Annotated in this window: 16 protein-coding genes; 9 read left to right on the top strand and 7 right to left on the bottom strand. The window is 57.0% G+C overall.

Annotation, left to right across the window (positions count from 1 at the left end; genetic code table 11):
* Positions 1–23: 23 nt before the first annotated feature.
* From ACESSO_RS02980 to proB, 7 genes are all read right to left on the bottom strand, one after another.
* Positions 24–257, bottom strand: coding sequence for a DUF3006 domain-containing protein (locus tag ACESSO_RS02980; RefSeq protein ID WP_373163552.1), 234 nt, complete (start codon positions 255–257; stop codon positions 24–26).
* Positions 254–1,126, bottom strand: a complete 873-nt coding sequence (locus tag ACESSO_RS02975) for a ComEC/Rec2 family competence protein (protein ID WP_373163550.1) — start codon at positions 1,124–1,126, stop codon at positions 254–256. The genes ACESSO_RS02980 and ACESSO_RS02975 overlap by 4 nt, the downstream gene beginning before the upstream one ends.
* Positions 1,126–2,622, bottom strand: coding sequence for a sodium/proline symporter PutP (putP, locus tag ACESSO_RS02970; protein WP_373163549.1), 1,497 nt, complete (start codon positions 2,620–2,622; stop codon positions 1,126–1,128). The genes ACESSO_RS02975 and putP overlap by 1 nt, the downstream gene beginning before the upstream one ends.
* Positions 2,623–2,838: 216 nt before the next feature.
* Entirely contained in the window at positions 2,839–3,444 is a 606-nt protein-coding gene (locus tag ACESSO_RS02965) for an inorganic triphosphatase (protein ID WP_373163548.1), read from the bottom strand.
* Positions 3,444–4,691, bottom strand: coding sequence for a glutamate-5-semialdehyde dehydrogenase (locus ACESSO_RS02960; protein ID WP_373163547.1), 1,248 nt, complete (start codon positions 4,689–4,691; stop codon positions 3,444–3,446). Before ACESSO_RS02960 ends, ACESSO_RS02965 begins: the two co-directional genes overlap by 1 nt.
* Positions 4,692–4,741: 50 nt before the next feature.
* Positions 4,742–4,894, bottom strand: a complete 153-nt coding sequence (locus ACESSO_RS02955) for a hypothetical protein (protein ID WP_373163546.1) — start codon at positions 4,892–4,894, stop codon at positions 4,742–4,744.
* A complete protein-coding gene (gene proB / locus ACESSO_RS02950; RefSeq protein ID WP_373163545.1) occupies positions 4,891–5,700 on the bottom strand; it encodes a glutamate 5-kinase in 810 nt (269 codons plus the stop codon). The genes ACESSO_RS02955 and proB overlap by 4 nt, the downstream gene beginning before the upstream one ends.
* A 258-nt stretch (positions 5,701–5,958) precedes the next feature.
* Between proB and ACESSO_RS02945 the strand changes: the two genes are divergently transcribed.
* From ACESSO_RS02945 to hisS, 9 genes are all read left to right on the top strand, one after another.
* Entirely contained in the window at positions 5,959–6,270 is a 312-nt protein-coding gene (locus ACESSO_RS02945) for a cell division protein ZapA (protein WP_373163544.1), read from the top strand.
* Positions 6,267–8,297: a DUF3656 domain-containing protein gene (locus ACESSO_RS02940; protein WP_373163543.1), complete on the top strand. Its 2,031-nt coding sequence runs from the start codon at positions 6,267–6,269 to the stop codon at positions 8,295–8,297. The genes ACESSO_RS02945 and ACESSO_RS02940 overlap by 4 nt, the downstream gene beginning before the upstream one ends.
* On the top strand, positions 8,297–8,866 hold the full coding sequence (locus tag ACESSO_RS02935) for a nucleoside triphosphate pyrophosphatase (protein ID WP_373163542.1): 570 nt from the start codon (positions 8,297–8,299) through the stop codon (positions 8,864–8,866). Before ACESSO_RS02940 ends, ACESSO_RS02935 begins: the two co-directional genes overlap by 1 nt.
* Before the next feature lie 40 nt (positions 8,867–8,906).
* On the top strand, positions 8,907–9,752 hold the full coding sequence (gene mreC, locus ACESSO_RS02930; RefSeq protein ID WP_373163541.1) for a rod shape-determining protein MreC: 846 nt from the start codon (positions 8,907–8,909) through the stop codon (positions 9,750–9,752).
* A 4-nt stretch (positions 9,753–9,756) separates the two neighbouring features.
* Positions 9,757–10,266 carry a rod shape-determining protein MreD gene (gene mreD / locus ACESSO_RS02925; RefSeq protein WP_373163540.1) on the top strand — a complete coding sequence of 170 codons (510 nt, stop codon included), beginning with the start codon at positions 9,757–9,759 and terminating at the stop codon, positions 10,264–10,266.
* Between the two features lie 21 nt (positions 10,267–10,287).
* Complete coding sequence (locus ACESSO_RS02920; RefSeq protein WP_373163539.1) at positions 10,288–12,585, top strand: penicillin-binding transpeptidase domain-containing protein; 2,298 nt, start codon at positions 10,288–10,290, stop codon at positions 12,583–12,585.
* A 100-nt stretch (positions 12,586–12,685) separates the two neighbouring features.
* Entirely contained in the window at positions 12,686–13,429 is a 744-nt protein-coding gene (locus ACESSO_RS02915) for a P-loop NTPase (RefSeq protein WP_373163538.1), read from the top strand.
* A 122-nt stretch (positions 13,430–13,551) separates the two neighbouring features.
* A complete protein-coding gene (locus tag ACESSO_RS02910) occupies positions 13,552–13,962 on the top strand; it encodes a methylglyoxal synthase (protein WP_125115826.1) in 411 nt (136 codons plus the stop codon).
* A 77-nt stretch (positions 13,963–14,039) separates the two neighbouring features.
* Entirely contained in the window at positions 14,040–15,398 is a 1,359-nt protein-coding gene (gene hisS, locus ACESSO_RS02905) for a histidine--tRNA ligase (protein ID WP_373163537.1), read from the top strand.
* Positions 15,399–15,409 lie beyond the last annotated feature (11 nt).

Below are 15,409 nucleotides of genomic sequence, written 5' to 3'. Positions count from 1 at the left end.
TTGTTCGCCTTTCCTTCTAGGATTTATTCATCGGATTGTTTGCCGAGGATGCGCTCAAAACGGCGGCGCATATCGTCCTCGAGACGTTGGGTTTCAATTTGGTCGATTTCCGCAATCCGGCCGTCGCGTATGATGACGACCATGCCTTCGCCCAGCATAGCGGGAGCGTCGGCGCGGGGAAAATTGACCATTTTTCCACCAATTTCAACAACCACATCATCGCCTTCAAAGCGATCGACAATACCGGTCTGTTTCATGCAGCATTCTCCTTGCTTGATGACGGTGGGTGAAGCGGGAGGATTACGGTGCCGCATTCCGCTGTAATGCGGACATCGTTTACTCCCGCAACGGACAGATTTTGCAGCGTTTGCGGGTCGGGGTGGCCGTAGTCGTTGTCTACGCCGCAGGAGATGACGGCAACGGATGGTTGAACGGTTTGCAGAAAGGGCAGGGAGGACGAGGTCGCTCCGCCGTGGTGCCCTACCTTGAGCACATCACAGCGTAAGGATGGATAGTGCGTCAAAAGCGACTGTTCGGCGGCAGCTTCCGCGTCGCCCATCAACAGCACTTTCTGCTCGTCGGCCTGAAACAGCGTAATGAGCGAACGGTCGTTTAGGTTGCCGCTCGGCACATCGTCTGCAGGGCCGAGAAAGGTGAGCGAAGCGCCGGAGTCAAACGCCAGCGTATCGCCCGGTGCGGGGATAGTAGGCTGAACACCCTGTGTTTGCAGTGTGTCCAGCAGTTCTGAAAAGGAAGAAGTGTTCTGTGTTTCCGGCCCCATGTAGAAATGCTCGACCGGAAACGCCTGAAGGACCTGTGCCATGCCGCCGATATGGTCGGCATGCGGATGGGTGACAACCGCGGCGTACAGCCGGGTTACGCCCAGATCCTCCAGATAGCGGACCACAGCCGCGCCGCTTTCCGCGGTGCCTGCATCCACCAGCACAGCTTGCCCGCCGGAAAGCAAGAGCACCGAATCGCCCTGACCGACGTCAATAAAATGCACGGCGGTTTCATTTGTCAGCTTCTGGTGCGGGAGCAGGTGGTCGGCGGTTTGGACGATGCCGCTCAGCACGAATGCAACGGCAGCCGCGCACCAGAGGAACAGCCGAAGTTTGCGTTTCATTATTCCTCACAGGTACGGTAGGAATCGAACTGGTCGGTGACTTCCTTGGACGGTGCGGGGGTCAGCAAGCTGACTACGAAAATGGCAATCATACCGCAGACAAAGCCGGGGACAATCTCATACAACTCGAAGATACCGCCGGACAGCTGCGCCCACACCAGATCGACCACACCGCCGACGATGATGCCGGCATATGCGCCATACTTGTTGGTGCGGCGCCAGAACAGCGAGCAGAGCACAAGCGGACCGAAGGCGGAGCCAAAACCGGCCCATGCGTATTCTACCAGACCGAGCACGGTGCTGTTCTGATTGGTGGCGATGAAAACAGCGATCAGTGCGACCGCGATAACGCAGATGCGGGAAACCCACATCAGCTCGGACGGCGAAGCGTTCGGACGGATCTTGTTATGATAAAAGTCCTCGGTGATGGCCGAGGCCGTGACCAGCAGCTGGCTGTCGGCCGTGGACATGATGGCTGCCAGAATTGCAGACAGGAAAATACCTGCGATAAACACCGGGAAGATGCGGCTGACCATGTTGATATAAATGGTTTCCTCATTGCCGGCGGTGACCAGCAGGCCATCGCCCAGGAACATGCGGCCGGAAACACCGATGAGCACGGCGGCAGTCAGCGAAATGAGTACCCAGATAGAGGCAATGCGGCGGGATTTTTTAATCGCGCCGGGCGAAGAAATGCCCATAAAGCGCACCAGAATATGCGGCTGGCCGAAATAGCCGAGACCCCAGGCGAGCAGGGAAGCAATGCCGAGCGCCGTGTAAGGGGTGTTGGTTTCGCCGTCGACGAACATGTTCAGGAAGTTGGGATTAAAGGCCTCCACCTGTGCCAAAAAGTCGGACGGGCCGCCGAGCGAGCCAATCGCAATCGAGGGTACGGCGATAACGCAGAAAAACATCAGCAGGCCCTGGAAAAAGTCGGTCCAGCACACGGCAAAGAAGCCGCCTGCGAAGGTATAGGAAATGACGACAACTGCGCCCACCAGCAGCGACACCATATACGGGATGCCGAACACGGAGGAGAACAGCTTGGCACAGGACACAAAGCCGGAAGCCGTATAAAACAGGAAAAATACCAAAATAAATACGGCCGCGATGACCGAAATCATGCCGCTTTCATCATGAAAACGGTTTTTGAAAAATTGCGGAAGCGTGATTGCATCGTTAGCAACCTTGGTATACTGGCGCAGGGGTTTGGCAACCAGCAGCCAGTTCAGATAAGTACCCACGGCAAGACCGATGGCGATCCAGCCGGCGGAAATGCCGGACAGATAAGCGGCGCCGGGCAGACCCATCAGCAGCCAGCCGGACATATCCGACGCCTGAGCGCTCATCGAGGTGACCCAGGAGCCGAGCTTGCGGCCGCCAAGGAAATAATCGGTCGTCGTTCGGCTTTTGCCCATGAAGTACATGCCGATACAGATCATGAAGATCAGGTATACGCCGAAAGCGGCAATCGTGATGATGCTGTCAAAGTTCATGTGTATTTACCCTCCCAAAATTCATGTTTATTATACATGGAAACTGCTTTTTTTGCAAGAACACGGGGGGAGAATTGCGCGGTCGGAGAAAAATATACGCTTTGCACAATTTTATGCACATTTCGCTTGCGGCAGTTATCAGAAACGTCTGCGCACAGACTGTGGGCATAACAAAAGAGGCTGCGCATACGCAGCCTCCTGTTCAAGCGGAGAGAATTATAATTGCATGGCCCGTGCCAGCTTGCTTTCCGGTTCCGGCACAAGCGAAAGATGCTCGGCAAGCTCGGCGGCAAGCGCGTGAAAGGCCTCTTCGCTGCCGGCGACATATTCCAGCTCGATTTCGCACAGCGGTGCGGTTTTGTCTCCATGCCGCAGTGTGCCCTGATCGAGCGCCAGCTCACACACCGTATTGCCCTGCTGCAGCAGGATGGCGCAGCGCCGGAAATTCACCGTGCAGATGATCTCCAGCGGGGCGGCGAGCGCCTGCGCACAGAGCGTCAGCGGCGCGCCCTTTTTGGGCAGGATGGAAAGTCCCTCGGCAACCGTCTGCGCCATGCATTCATATTCCTCATGTGCGCGCATACCGTCCGGTGTGTTTTCGTTGCGCAGCTTGAGGCAGCAGACGCTGCGGTCGTTTTCTTTTCGCATGCGCAGCGCGGCTTGCTGCCCGCGCAGCAAACCGTCCGCTGTGTCGAAATACTGCGACTGCATATGCAGCGTCCGGCTTTGCGTGCCGATGCGGGAGGAGGCCCATAAAAGCGCCTGCCCCAATAGCCCTTCATTCGCGCGCCACTTATATTCCTTCTCCATGGTTTTGTTCATCAGCGCACCTGTCCGTTTCCGTAAATAATATATTTGGTGGTGGTCAGCGCGGTCAGTCCCATCGGACCGCGCGCGTGCAGTTTTTGAGTGGAAATGCCGATTTCTGCACCAAAACCGAATTCAAAGCCGTCGGTAAAGCGGGTAGAGGCGTTGACATAGACCGCCGCCGCGTCCACTTCGTCGAGAAACCGCTGTGAAGCGGCGTAGTCACGTGTGACGATGCATTCGGAGTGGCCGGTGTTGAAGCGATTGATATGGTCGATGGCCTCGTCGAGCGAGTCCGCTACCTTGCAGGAAATTTCGTATCCGAGGTATTCGCGGCCGTAGTCCTCATCGGTCGCAGGCAGCACCGCATTTCCGAGGATCTCCATGGTGCGCGGGCAGCCGTGCAGCACAACGCCGTCCGGTGCAAGACCCTCTGCCGCCACGGGCAGGAATGCAGCGGCGACATCCTTATGCACCAGCAGGCTTTCGGCGGCGTTGCACACGCTCGGCCGCTGGCACTTGGCGTTGACCAGAATGCGCTGTGCCATATCGAGGTCGGCAGAGGCGTCCACATACACATGGCAGTTGCCCGTGCCGGTTTCGATGACCGGAACGGTCGCGTTCTGCACGACCGCGCGAATCAGGCCCGCGCCGCCGCGCGGGATGAGGACGTCCAGATAGCCGTTCAGTTTCATCATCTGGTTTGCGCTCTCGCGCGAGGTGTCCTCAACCAGATTGATTGCGTCTGCGGGTAGCCCCTCGGCTTCGAGCGCCGCGCGCATGAGCTTGGTCAGGCACATCGAGGAGTGAAACGCTTCTTTGCCGCCGCGCAGGATACAGGCCGAACCCGCCTTGAAGCACAGCGCCGCTGCATCGACCGTGACGTTGGGGCGCGCCTCGTAAATGATGCCGATGACGCCCATCGGCACGCGCTTCTGGCCGATCAGCAGGCCGTTGGGCCGCTTATGCATGCCCAGCACTTCGCCGACCGGGTCGGGCAGCGCGGCAACCTGACGGCAGCCTTCCGCGATGCCTGCGATGCGCTTTTCATCCAGCATCAGACGGTCGATTAACCCGTCCGCCAGACCGGCGGCACGACCGTTTTCGATGTCGATGCGGTTGGCGGCGATGATTTCGTCCGCGTGCGCGGTAAGTGCGTCTGCAATGGCAAGCAGACCGCGGTTTTTATCGTTTGTGCCGAGTTTTGCCACCGCGTGCTTAACGCGGCGCGCATCCTCAGCGATTTCCATCAGTTGCCGCATGGTGTTTCACTCCGTTTATCTAAAATATCGGTATAGGGAATCGGTGAGCCTCAGCCCAGCCAGCCGTTGCAGTAAGCCTGCACGCCCAGAAACGCACCAATGGCTGCGCCGATAAGCGCCGCGATGACCTGCGCCTTGGAAAAAACGCGCAGATTTCCGCCGCAGAGTACGTCGGTCAGGCGGTGAATGTGAAATTTTGTCATACGCGCTCCTCCTCCCGTGCAAACAGCGTGCCAACCGGTCTGCCGTCCACAATGTCATACAGAATATCGTCCTTGTCGCCGTTGGCCACCAGCATGGGAATGCCGGCATCCATGCACAACTCGGCGGCGGTAATTTTCGTGGCCATGCCGCCCGTGCCGTGTGCCGAGCCTGCGCCGCCCGCCATGCGGCGGATTTTTGCATCAATTTTGGCTACATGCCCAATCAGTTTGGCCTGCGGGTTTTTGCGCGGGTCGGAATCATACAGCCCGTCGATGTCCGAGAAGATGACCAAAAGGTCTGCGTCGCACATGCGCGCAACCACGGCGGACAGGGTGTCGTTATCACCGAAGTTTTCGATGTGCTTAAGCTCTGCAGTGGCGACCGTGTCGTTTTCATTGACAATCGGCACAACGCCCGTGCGCATGAGCGCGGTGAAGGTGTTGTGAATGTTTTCGCGCTGGTCGTCGTCGATGATGTTTTCGCGCGTGAGCAGAATCTGCGCGACGTTGATGCCGTATTCGAGGAACATTTTGTCGTAAATATGCATCAGTTCGCACTGTCCGACCGCGGCGGCGGCCTGCTTCATTGCAAGCTCGCGGGGCCGCCCGCCAAGCCCCAGCTTGGCAGCGCCCACGCCCACCGCGCCCGAGGAGACGAGCACCATGTCGAACCCGCGGTTTTGCAGGTCGCTGATGGTGCGCACCAGCCGTTCGATGCGGCGGATATTGAGCTTTCCGTTTTCGTATGTCAGCGTCGAGGTACCCACCTTGACTACGATGCGGCGGACCTCGTTGATATGCAGCATAAATCTCACCTGATGTCTGTCCGGCATCTCATCCGGACGGAATAATTCATTTTTATTTTAGCACAGCGCAGCGTATCACACAAGGCAAACAAAAATCTTTTACAAATTTATACGCCGGCATCGTTGTGTACAAAAAACGGGAAGCAGAGTGCGCATCTTTGCACAGAATTTTTGTTCCAAAAGGGAATGGGTTGTGGTATACTATATTTTATCAAATTATGCCTTTTGAGCGACTATTTTGCGAAAGGAAGGATTTGCATGGCAAACCGTGTAACCATACAGATTGCCGGACAGCAGTACACCATGCTGGCGGATGAATCTGTGGAATATATGAATGAGGTGGCGGAGCTGGCGCAGCAGACCATCGCGCAGTGCGGCGGTTCGGCATCGTTTGCGTCCACACGGGCGCTGGCGCTGGCGACAGTCAACCTTGCTGACGAGTATATCAAGGCTAAGACGGCTGCCGAGGCTGCCGAGGGCAAGTGCCGCGCGCTCGAGGCGGAGAACACGGCTCTGCGGCAACAGGTCAATCGTAACAGCACAGGTCATCCGGGGAATCGACATAAATGAGTAAGGTAGAATTGCTTGCGCCCGCCGGTTCGCCGGAGGGGGTGCGCGCGGCCGTGCAGTCGGGTGCGGGCGCGGTGTATATGGGCTTCGGCACGTTCAATGCGCGTCGCAACGCACAGGGCTTTTCGGCCGACGAGATGGCGGACGCTATTGCTTACTGCCGTGCGCGGGGTGTTAAGACCAACATTACGCTGAATATTCTTGCGGGCGACCGCGAACTGGACACCGCGCTGCATGACGCAAAATTTTTGTACGAGGCGGGTGCGGATGCGCTGATTGTGCAGGATTTGGGACTGGCGCGGCTGATTCATGCGCACGCGCCGGATTTTGCGCTGCACGCCTCCACCCAGATGACCATTCACACGCTTGACGGTGCAAAGCAGGCGCGCGACCTTGGTTTTTCGCGCGTGGTGCTCAGCCGTGAGTGCACGCGGGACGAAGTGCGCCTGATTACCGAGCAGGCGGGCGTTGAGACCGAGGTGTTTGTGCACGGCGCGCTATGCATGTGCTATTCGGGACAGTGCTATCTGTCTGCGGTCATCGGGCAGCGCTCGGGCAACCGTGGCTTGTGTGCGCAGCCCTGCCGCCTACCATATAACGGGGGCTATCCGCTCTCGCTCAAGGATTTGGCGCTGGCGGGCCATGTGGCGGAGCTTGCCGACCTCGGTGTGTCCTCGCTCAAGATTGAAGGCCGTATGAAGCGGCCGGAATACACCGCAATCGTTACGAAGATTTACGCCGATTTGCTGCGCGAGCATCGGAACCCGACACCGGAGGAGCGCGACACGCTGCGGCGCGTCTTTTCGCGCGACGGATTTACTGACGGTTACTACACCGGAAAAAAGGGCGATGCGATGTTCGGCACCAAGACCGATGTGCCGCTGCATGAGGTGCAGTCGCTGTACGATGAGGCAGCGCACCGCTTTGCCGAGGGCAAGGAAGCGCCGCTTGTGCCGGTTTCGCTGTGCTTTACCGCGCGCGAGGACACGGGCGCGGTGCTCAGTGCGGACGGCGTTTCGTCCGCGGCGGCCGTCGAGCGGGCGCGTACCCGCCCAACCACACCGGAAATGGTGGAAAAATCCCTGCGCAAGACGGGCGGTACACCGTTTTATATCAAAAACTTACGCATTGAGATGGAGGACGGCTTGGCGCTGCCTGCGTCTACCGTCAATGCCATGCGGCGCGATGCGCTCGCACTGCTGCTGGCCAAACGCGCGGCTCCGCCGTCGCGGGACTGGTTGGAAGGCCCGTTGCTCGCGCGTGACGACGACAGCCGCCCGCGCACCGGTTTTTGCGGGTATACCGCGTCTGTGCGCACCAAGGCGCAGGCGGACGCGCTGCGCGACCTGGGGCTGGAAACCATCTATGTGCCGCTGGATGTTGCGGCGCAGACCGGCCTGCCTGCCGTACTGCCGCGTATCTTTTCGGACGCGGAGCAGCCCGAGATTGAAATGCTGCTGGGCGAGGCGATGAGCCGTGGCACGAAAACCGTGCTGGCGGGCAACCTCGGCCATATCGCGCTGGCGCGGCGGCTTGGATTTGCCGTGCACGGCGACTTCGGCTTAAATGCATTCAACAGCAAAACACTGCATGCGCTGGCTGAAATGGGCGTGCAGCGGCAGACGCTGTCGTTTGAGGCGCGTCTGGCGCAGATTCGCGACATGCGCGGGCCGCTGGAAATCGAAATGATTGTTTACGGTCATCTGCCGCTGATGATTTTTGAAAACTGTGCGATTCGCCGTCAGCACGGCGGCAAGTGCAGCTGCGAGAACGGTGTTACCTATCTGACCGACCGCCGCGGTGAGCGATTTGCGCTGCTGCCCGAATATGGCTGCCGCAATACCCTGCTGGGCAATCGAGCGCTTTGCCTGCGTGAGGATGTGCGGCCGCTCGGTGTACAGACTGCGCGGCTGCTGTTTACTATCGAAACACCGGAGGAATGCGCGCGCATTGCCTGCGCCTTCCTCGAAGGCAACCCCATGGAGGGGGAATTCACCAACGGACTATACAAAAGAGGAGTCGAATAATGCAAATCGTTCTGGCGTCCGCATCGCCGCGCAGGCGGGAGCTGCTGACGCTGATTACCGAGAATTTTACCGTCTGCCCGGCGGATGCGGATGAAACGCTGCGTCCCGGCGCACCGCTGGATAAAGAGGTTGTGCGTCTGTCGCGGCTCAAAGCACAGGCGGCGCAGCAGCTGAATCCGGATGCGGTGTGCATCGGGTCGGACACGATGGTCACGATAGACGGCCTGCCGCTGGGTAAGCCAGCGGATGAGGCACAGGCGGCGGATATGCTGCGCCGCTTGCGTGGGCGCACCCATGAGGTGCTGACCGGACTGGCCGTGCTGCCGCCTGCGGGCGAGGCGCGCACGCTGTGCACCCGCACGCGGGTGACCTTCCGCGCGTTTGATGAGGACGAGCTTGCCGCCTATCTTGCCACGGGTGAGCCGCTGGATAAGGCGGGCGCTTACGGCATACAGGGGCACGGCGCCTTGCTTATCGACGGCATTGAGGGCGACTATTACAGCGTTATGGGCCTGCCGGTGGCGGGACTGCATGTGATTCTGCGGCAAATGACGCAGGAAATGTACTGAAACCGGCGCGTTTGGAAATATTGAAAGGAGTTTAGAGCTTTTGCGAAGACGTAACAGAGTGGGGTCGCGTTTTGTGGTCGGCGTGGTGATTGTGATTGTGCTGTGCATCCTGTCCGCGCTGTACAGCGGCGTGACCGGCAAACCGTCTCCGGTGACCCGTTTGGTCAGCTTTGTGACCACGCCTGTGCAGCGGCTGGCATCCGGCGTGACCGGTGCGCTGGGGAAGGGCTTTGGATATTTCACCGAATTTGATGACCTGAAAGCGGAAAATGAGGAGCTGAAGAAGCAGATTCGCGATATGGAGCAGACCGTGCGCGATGCGGAGCTGGCGATTGAGGAAAATAATCAGCTGCGTGCCGCGGCGGGTCAGCCCGAACGCACGCGCGAGTTGACGACTATCAATGCTGAGGTCATTGCCCGCAATCCGGGCGACTGGGCGATGACGCTCAGCCTGGACAAAGGTTCTTCTCACGGCGTGGAAGTGGGCGATCTGGTTACCACGGTGGACGGCATGGTGGGCTACGTCAGCGAGGTGTATTCCAACACCTGCGAGGTTACGACTGTAATCGATGTCGAGATGCAGTGCGGCGCACTGATCACCCGCACCCGTGAAACCGCTATTGCCGAGGGCAATTACGACCTGATGGCGGAGGGGAATCTGCGGCTGAGCTATCTGACGGAGGATTCCAGCGTCGTCATCGGAGATACGGTGGAAACCTCCGGCCGCGGCGGGCTGTTCCCCAAGGGTGTGATGATTGGCACAGTGGAAAGCGTGCTGCCTGAGGAAAACGGCATTTCCTATTACGCGGTTATCAAGCCGTTTGCAAATGTGGATACGGTATCAAGCGTTTCCATTGTCACCGATTTTACGGATACTACGGAGTGAGTACATGCAGAGAGAACAATTATCCATCCCGAAGATCGTGCTGTACATTCTGTTTGCACTGCTGATTTATGTGCTGCAGACCAGTTTGTTCGGCACGTGGTCGATTCGCGGCTATCACTTGGACCTGCTGCCCGCACTCGTGGCCGCGGCCGCGCTGCTGGATGGTCCGGTGGAAGGCGTAATTATCGGTATCACGGTAGGCCTTTTTTACGATTTGGGCTTTATCGGCATTGACGGACTGTATCCGCTGTTTTTCCTGATATTCGGCTTTATTGCGGGTGAGATGAGCCGTCTGACGCTCAGCGGAAGCTACGTGTCGATGGTGCTCATGACGGCATTTGAAATGATTGTGCTGGGACTGCTGCGGTATTTTGCCTATCTTCTGCCGCAGGCCGGTGCATCCTTTGGTCTGGTTTTGCGTCAAATTATCGGCGGGACACTGCTGGCCTGCCTGTTTTGCTTTATCGTATACTGGCCGATGCAGAAAATCAGCCGTAAATTCGCCAACCGATGAGAAGCGAAAAGAGGAACCCCTATGGTAAATAAAACACAACTGCTGCGCCGTCTGCTGGTATTGGGCTGTCTGCTGCTGCTTTGCGTGGGACTCGCGGGCGGTCAGCTGCTTCAGCTGCAGCTGATTAACGGAGAAAGCTATGTGCGTCGGTCAGCGAGCTTTTTGACGACAACGTCCACTGTATCGGCTGCGCGCGGCGAAATTCTGGACCGCTACGGCAGGGCAATGGTGACCAATCAGACCGGCTTTTCCCTGGTGCTGATATATTCCTCCTTTTGGGAGGACAAGGAAGACCGCTTTGAGGTGCTGCTGGACTTGGCCAATCGGGTTAAGGCGGACGGAACTGCGGCCGCAGCCGCGAACACAGATGGCGGCGATGAGACCGGGGACGGCACCGAAACCGATACGGATACGACGGAAGAAACAAGCGCTGCGGTGCTCAATGATGTAATGCCTATTACAGATACCGCACCGTATGAATATGTCGGCGCGGAGGGAGACTCTGAGCGCAAAGCGTTGTCCGATTATATTAAGCAAAGTGCGGATACGCTTGGCCTGAAGGCTGTGCAGGATGCCAAAGCGGCTGCAAATACGGCGAATGAGGAAAATCCGCAGTATGATGCGGACGGCAACAAAATTGATCAGGTGTCGCAGATTGATGCGACCACACTGGTATCAGCCTCCGAGTTTATCAGCGCCATGCGTACCTATATGGAGAATAATCTGGGGATGCAGACCGGGCTGTCCGACGCGGATGCGCGCACGTTGGTCGGCCTGTATTACAGCATGCGGCGTGTTGGATTTAATAACAATGCCACGTTTACGCTGGCAGACAATGTCTCCATGGATTTGATTGCCTATATCAAGGAGCACCATCAGCAGTATACCGGTGTTGACGTGCAGAGCGAAGCCATCCGCAAGTATGACACGACGTATGCTGCGCATTTGTTGGGAACGGTTGGCCCGATGTTCACAGAGGAATGGACGGGTACGAAAAACGGCGGCCCGTATCAGAATAAGGCGGGCTATACCATGAATGACACCATCGGCAAAAGCGGATTGGAGTCTGCGCTGGAGTCCTATCTGCACGGCACAGCAGGCTCACGCACGGTGGAAACCGATCTGGGCGGCGACAGCATCACCGACCATGCCAATTCGTATGCGCCGCAGCCGGGCGACAATGTCATTACCACCATTGATCTGGAATTGCAGGAAGTAGCGGAACAGTCGCTGGCCAACTATCTTTCCGGCTATGAGCGCGGCGGCGCGGCGGTTGCGCTTGACCCGGATACGGGTGAGGTGTTGGTTATGGCGTCCTATCCAACCTATAATCTGGAGAATTACAACAAGGATTACGACCAGATTTCCAGTGACTCAAGAAGCCCGGAGCTGAACCGTGCCACGTTAGGCTTGTATCCGCCCGGTTCGACCTTTAAGGTGCTGACGGCGATTGCGGCGCTTGAGGAGGGTATTATTGACGCCAACACCACATATGTTTGTGACGGCAAGTTCGAATATGGCGGTGTGACATTCCCCTGTAACAACCACGAACAACCCATGACGTTGGACGTAACACAGGCTATCAAATATTCCTGCAACGTGTTTTTCTACAATGTTGGTCAGCAGCTTACCGGCGCGCATCTGGAAAACTGGTGTGACAAATTCGGTTTGGGCAATGTGACTGGCGTAGAGATTGCGGAATATGCCGGTCAGGCGGCAGGTCCGACCGAACGCGAGGCAAATCGCAAAAACGACCCCACGCTGCGCGAGTGGCAGGGCGGCGACGATGTCAACGCTGCGATCGGTCAGTCTGATAATCTGTTTACCCCTTTGCAGCTGGCAAACTATATGGCGGCGGTGGTCAACGGCGGCACACTGTATCAGCCGACGCTGGTCAAGAGCATCAAAACCTATGATTATTCCGACGTGGTCGAGGAAGAGCAGCCGAAGGTCATCGATACCATCGAGTTTTCGGATGCAACACGCGATTTGGTGATGAAGGGCATGAGCGAGGTTACTGCCGAGGGCGGTACCGCAGCGACTACCTTTGCCGATTATCCGATTAAGGTCGGCGGTAAAACCGGTTCTGCAGAAATGACTGAAAGGAAAGACGGCGTTGAGACCAACTACACCAATGGCTTGTTTGTCGCTTTCGCACCGTTTGACGACCCGGAAATTGTCGTTTGCGTGGTTGGTGAAGGTGCAGGACACGGTTCTGCGGTCGCGCCGATTGTACGGGATATTCTCGACGCGTACTTCGCAGAGGAGGAGCCGGATACGGTGGAGTCTGTGCAGAGTGAAAACACCATGGTTCCCTGACGGAATGTTTCAGTGCAATAAAAACTTTGCACAAATGCTTGTAAATTGACGGTTGGTAGTTTATAATACAATATATAAGTTTTTCTATTTCGGAGGCGGTATGTTGAAGGTGATTCTGGTTGCGTCCGGTAAGGGCGGCACAGGGAAAACCTCCTTTACAGCGGGCGTGGGCGCTGCGTTGGCGCAGATTGGCCACCGCGTGCTCCTGATCGACGGCGACTGCGGCCTTCGAAATCTGGATATTGTGCTGGGTATGTCGGACAGGGTGGTTTATTCCTTTGCTGATGTGGCGGGCGGCGCTGTGCCGCTCGGCGACGCCATGGCGCGGCATCCGGAGTATCAGAGCCTGTACTTACTGACAGCGCCGGTGGCACTGCCCGCGCTCAGCGAGCGCGGCATGGAGCAGCTGGCCGTACAGGCGGAGGAAGCTGCGTTTGATTACCTATTGGTGGACGGTCCTGCCGGGTTGCCTGCGGAGCTTTCTTTTCTGGCGCATATTGCGACGCAGGCGGTTGTTGTTACGTCAACCGACCGTGCCTGCATCCGCGGGGCGGAGCGGTGTGCGCGCAAGCTGGAAGAGGAATATTGTATCCAGCGCATTCGCATGGTGCTCAATCGGGTGCGTCCGCAACTTATCTGCCGCGGCAAGTCGGGCAATATCGACGACGCGATGGATGAAGCGGGGCTGCCGCTTTTGGGCGTTGTGCCGGAGGATGAGGATTTGATTTCCTGCGGCAACAGCGGAAAGAGCATTTTATCGGTCAAGCATACGGGTGCAGCACGTGCCTTTCAAAACATAGCCCGTCGGTTGGACGGAGAACGGGTACCGCTCATTCGTATCTAAACAGCGTAATATATGGTAAAGCATCTTCTCTGCAAAACATCAGCAACCAAACAGCGTTGCCTGACGCAATAAGAGAGTGGAAACAGCATATATGTGGTACGTGGAAAGGGGATGTTTCGGAAATGAACATAGCACTTATCGCACACGACCGGAAAAAGGAGCTGATGGTTCAGTTCTGTATGGCGTATTGTGGTATTCTGGCAAAGCATGATATTTGTGCAACCGGCACAACGGGAAAATTCGTGGAAGAGGCAACCGGCCTGAAGATTGATAAGTGTCTGGCAGGCATGCAAGGCGGTGAGGAGCAGATAGCGTCTCGTGTTGCGTATAACGAAATCGACCTTGTCCTGTTTTTCCGTGATCCTATGTCCAATTCGCAGTATGAGCCGGATGTGCACGCCATTGCCCGTCTGTGCGATATGCATAATATCCCGATTGCAACCAATTCCGCAACGGCCGAAATGCTCATCCTTGGCCTCGACCGCGGTGATCTGGATTGGCGTAATATCGTCAACCCCAAGAATAAAAAATAAACGACAGAAAGCAATGCACCGGATGGGCAGATGGGCCTATTCGGTGCAATCGTCTGTCTTGAGGAGAATCAAAAAGTATGGAAAAAGTGAAACCCAGAACTCTGTCCGGCTTTATGGAACTGCTGCCCGCTCCGCAGGTGCAGATGGAGCGAATCATGCAGGTGCTGCGCGAGACCTATGCCTTGTACGGCTTTTATCCGCTGGACACGCCGCTGATTGAATCCTCCGAGGTGTTGCTTGCCAAAGGCGGCGGAGAGACCGAGAAGCAGATTTACCGCTTTACAAAGGGCGACAGCGACCTGTCGCTGCGCTTTGATCTCACGGTGCCGCTGGCAAAATATGTGGCGCAGCATTACGGTGAGCTGACCTTTCCGTTCCGCCGCTTCCAGATTGGCAAGGTGTACCGCGGCGAGCGCGCACAGCGCGGCCGTTTCCGTGAGTTTTATCAGGCGGATATCGACGTTATCGGTGACGGCAAGCTGGATATTATCAACGAAGCCGAAGTGCCCAGCATCATCTACAAGACTTTCACCTCTCTTGGCTTGGAACGTTTCAAGATTCGCATCAATAACCGCAAGGTGCTTAACGGCTTTTTTGCCATCCTCGGCCTGACTGAAAAGGCGGGCGACGTGATGCGCACGATTGACAAGCTGGAAAAGATCGGTGCGGAAAAGGTAAAAGCCATTCTGGTGGACGATTTTGGTGTGACCGCGGACACGGCAGATGAGCTGCTGGCGTTTATTGCAACACCGGGCGGTACGCAGGGTATTCTTGCAGCGCTCGAGGGCTACAAGGGCAAAAACGAGGTGTTCGATCAGGGTGCGGACGAGCTGAAAACGGTTGCGCAGTACATGACTGCTTTTGGTGTGCCGGACGATCACTTTGAAATCGATCTGACGATCGCGCGCGGTCTGGATTATTACACCGGCACGGTATATGAGACGGCGATGCTGGATCATCCGGAGATCGGTTCCATCTGTTCAGGTGGCCGCTATGACAACCTTGCAGAGTATTATACCGATAAGCAACTGCCGGGTGTCGGCATTTCGATCGGTCTGACTCGTTTGTTCTATGTGCTGGGAGAGCAGGGCTATCTGAACGACAAACAGAATTGCGCGCCTGCTGATGTGCTTATCCTGCCGATGACGGATGAGATGGGTGCGGCCATTGCGCTGGCGACTTCTCTGCGCGAGGCGGGCATCCGTACACAGCTGTACAGCGAGCAGAAGAAGTTTAAGCACAAGATCGGCTATGCGGACAAGCTGGGTATCCCGTATGTCATCTTCCTCGGTGAGGATGAAATTCAGGAAAACGTCGTTGCGGTCAAGGACATGGACTCTGGTGAGCAGGTCAAGGTATCGCTTGACGACGCTATCACCCGCATCCGGGACGGTCTTGTCGCCAAAAACCAGGGCAAGGTCATCTGCGATAAGTGAAAAGTATTTGA

This window comes from Agathobaculum sp. Marseille-P7918 (genome assembly GCF_964248325.1).
Taxonomy (GTDB): Bacteria; Bacillota; Clostridia; order Oscillospirales; family Butyricicoccaceae; genus Agathobaculum.
This window is presented reverse-complemented; position numbering and strand designations above follow the sequence as displayed.

What these genes read in the sequence shown, in the direction of transcription:
- ACESSO_RS02945 (WP_373163544.1), top strand. Translation starts at nt 5,959, where the DNA reads ATGGCAAACCGTGTAACCATACAGATTGCCGGACAGCAGTACACCATG.
- ACESSO_RS02915 (WP_373163538.1), top strand. Translation starts at nt 12,686, where the DNA reads ATGTTGAAGGTGATTCTGGTTGCGTCCGGTAAGGGCGGCACAGGGAAA.
- proB (WP_373163545.1), bottom strand. Translation starts at nt 5,700, where the DNA reads ATGCTGCATATCAACGAGGTCCGCCGCATCGTAGTCAAGGTGGGTACC.
- hisS (WP_373163537.1), top strand. Translation starts at nt 14,040, where the DNA reads ATGGAAAAAGTGAAACCCAGAACTCTGTCCGGCTTTATGGAACTGCTG.
- ACESSO_RS02955 (WP_373163546.1), bottom strand. Translation starts at nt 4,894, where the DNA reads ATGACAAAATTTCACATTCACCGCCTGACCGACGTACTCTGCGGCGGA.
- ACESSO_RS02975 (WP_373163550.1), bottom strand. Translation starts at nt 1,126, where the DNA reads ATGAAACGCAAACTTCGGCTGTTCCTCTGGTGCGCGGCTGCCGTTGCA.
- ACESSO_RS02980 (WP_373163552.1), bottom strand. Translation starts at nt 257, where the DNA reads ATGAAACAGACCGGTATTGTCGATCGCTTTGAAGGCGATGATGTGGTT.
- ACESSO_RS02935 (WP_373163542.1), top strand. Translation starts at nt 8,297, where the DNA reads ATGCAAATCGTTCTGGCGTCCGCATCGCCGCGCAGGCGGGAGCTGCTG.
- ACESSO_RS02960 (WP_373163547.1), bottom strand. Translation starts at nt 4,691, where the DNA reads ATGCGGCAACTGATGGAAATCGCTGAGGATGCGCGCCGCGTTAAGCAC.
- ACESSO_RS02920 (WP_373163539.1), top strand. Translation starts at nt 10,288, where the DNA reads ATGGTAAATAAAACACAACTGCTGCGCCGTCTGCTGGTATTGGGCTGT.
- mreD (WP_373163540.1), top strand. Translation starts at nt 9,757, where the DNA reads ATGCAGAGAGAACAATTATCCATCCCGAAGATCGTGCTGTACATTCTG.
- putP (WP_373163549.1), bottom strand. Translation starts at nt 2,622, where the DNA reads ATGAACTTTGACAGCATCATCACGATTGCCGCTTTCGGCGTATACCTG.
- ACESSO_RS02965 (WP_373163548.1), bottom strand. Translation starts at nt 3,444, where the DNA reads ATGAACAAAACCATGGAGAAGGAATATAAGTGGCGCGCGAATGAAGGG.
- ACESSO_RS02910 (WP_125115826.1), top strand. Translation starts at nt 13,552, where the DNA reads ATGAACATAGCACTTATCGCACACGACCGGAAAAAGGAGCTGATGGTT.
- ACESSO_RS02940 (WP_373163543.1), top strand. Translation starts at nt 6,267, where the DNA reads ATGAGTAAGGTAGAATTGCTTGCGCCCGCCGGTTCGCCGGAGGGGGTG.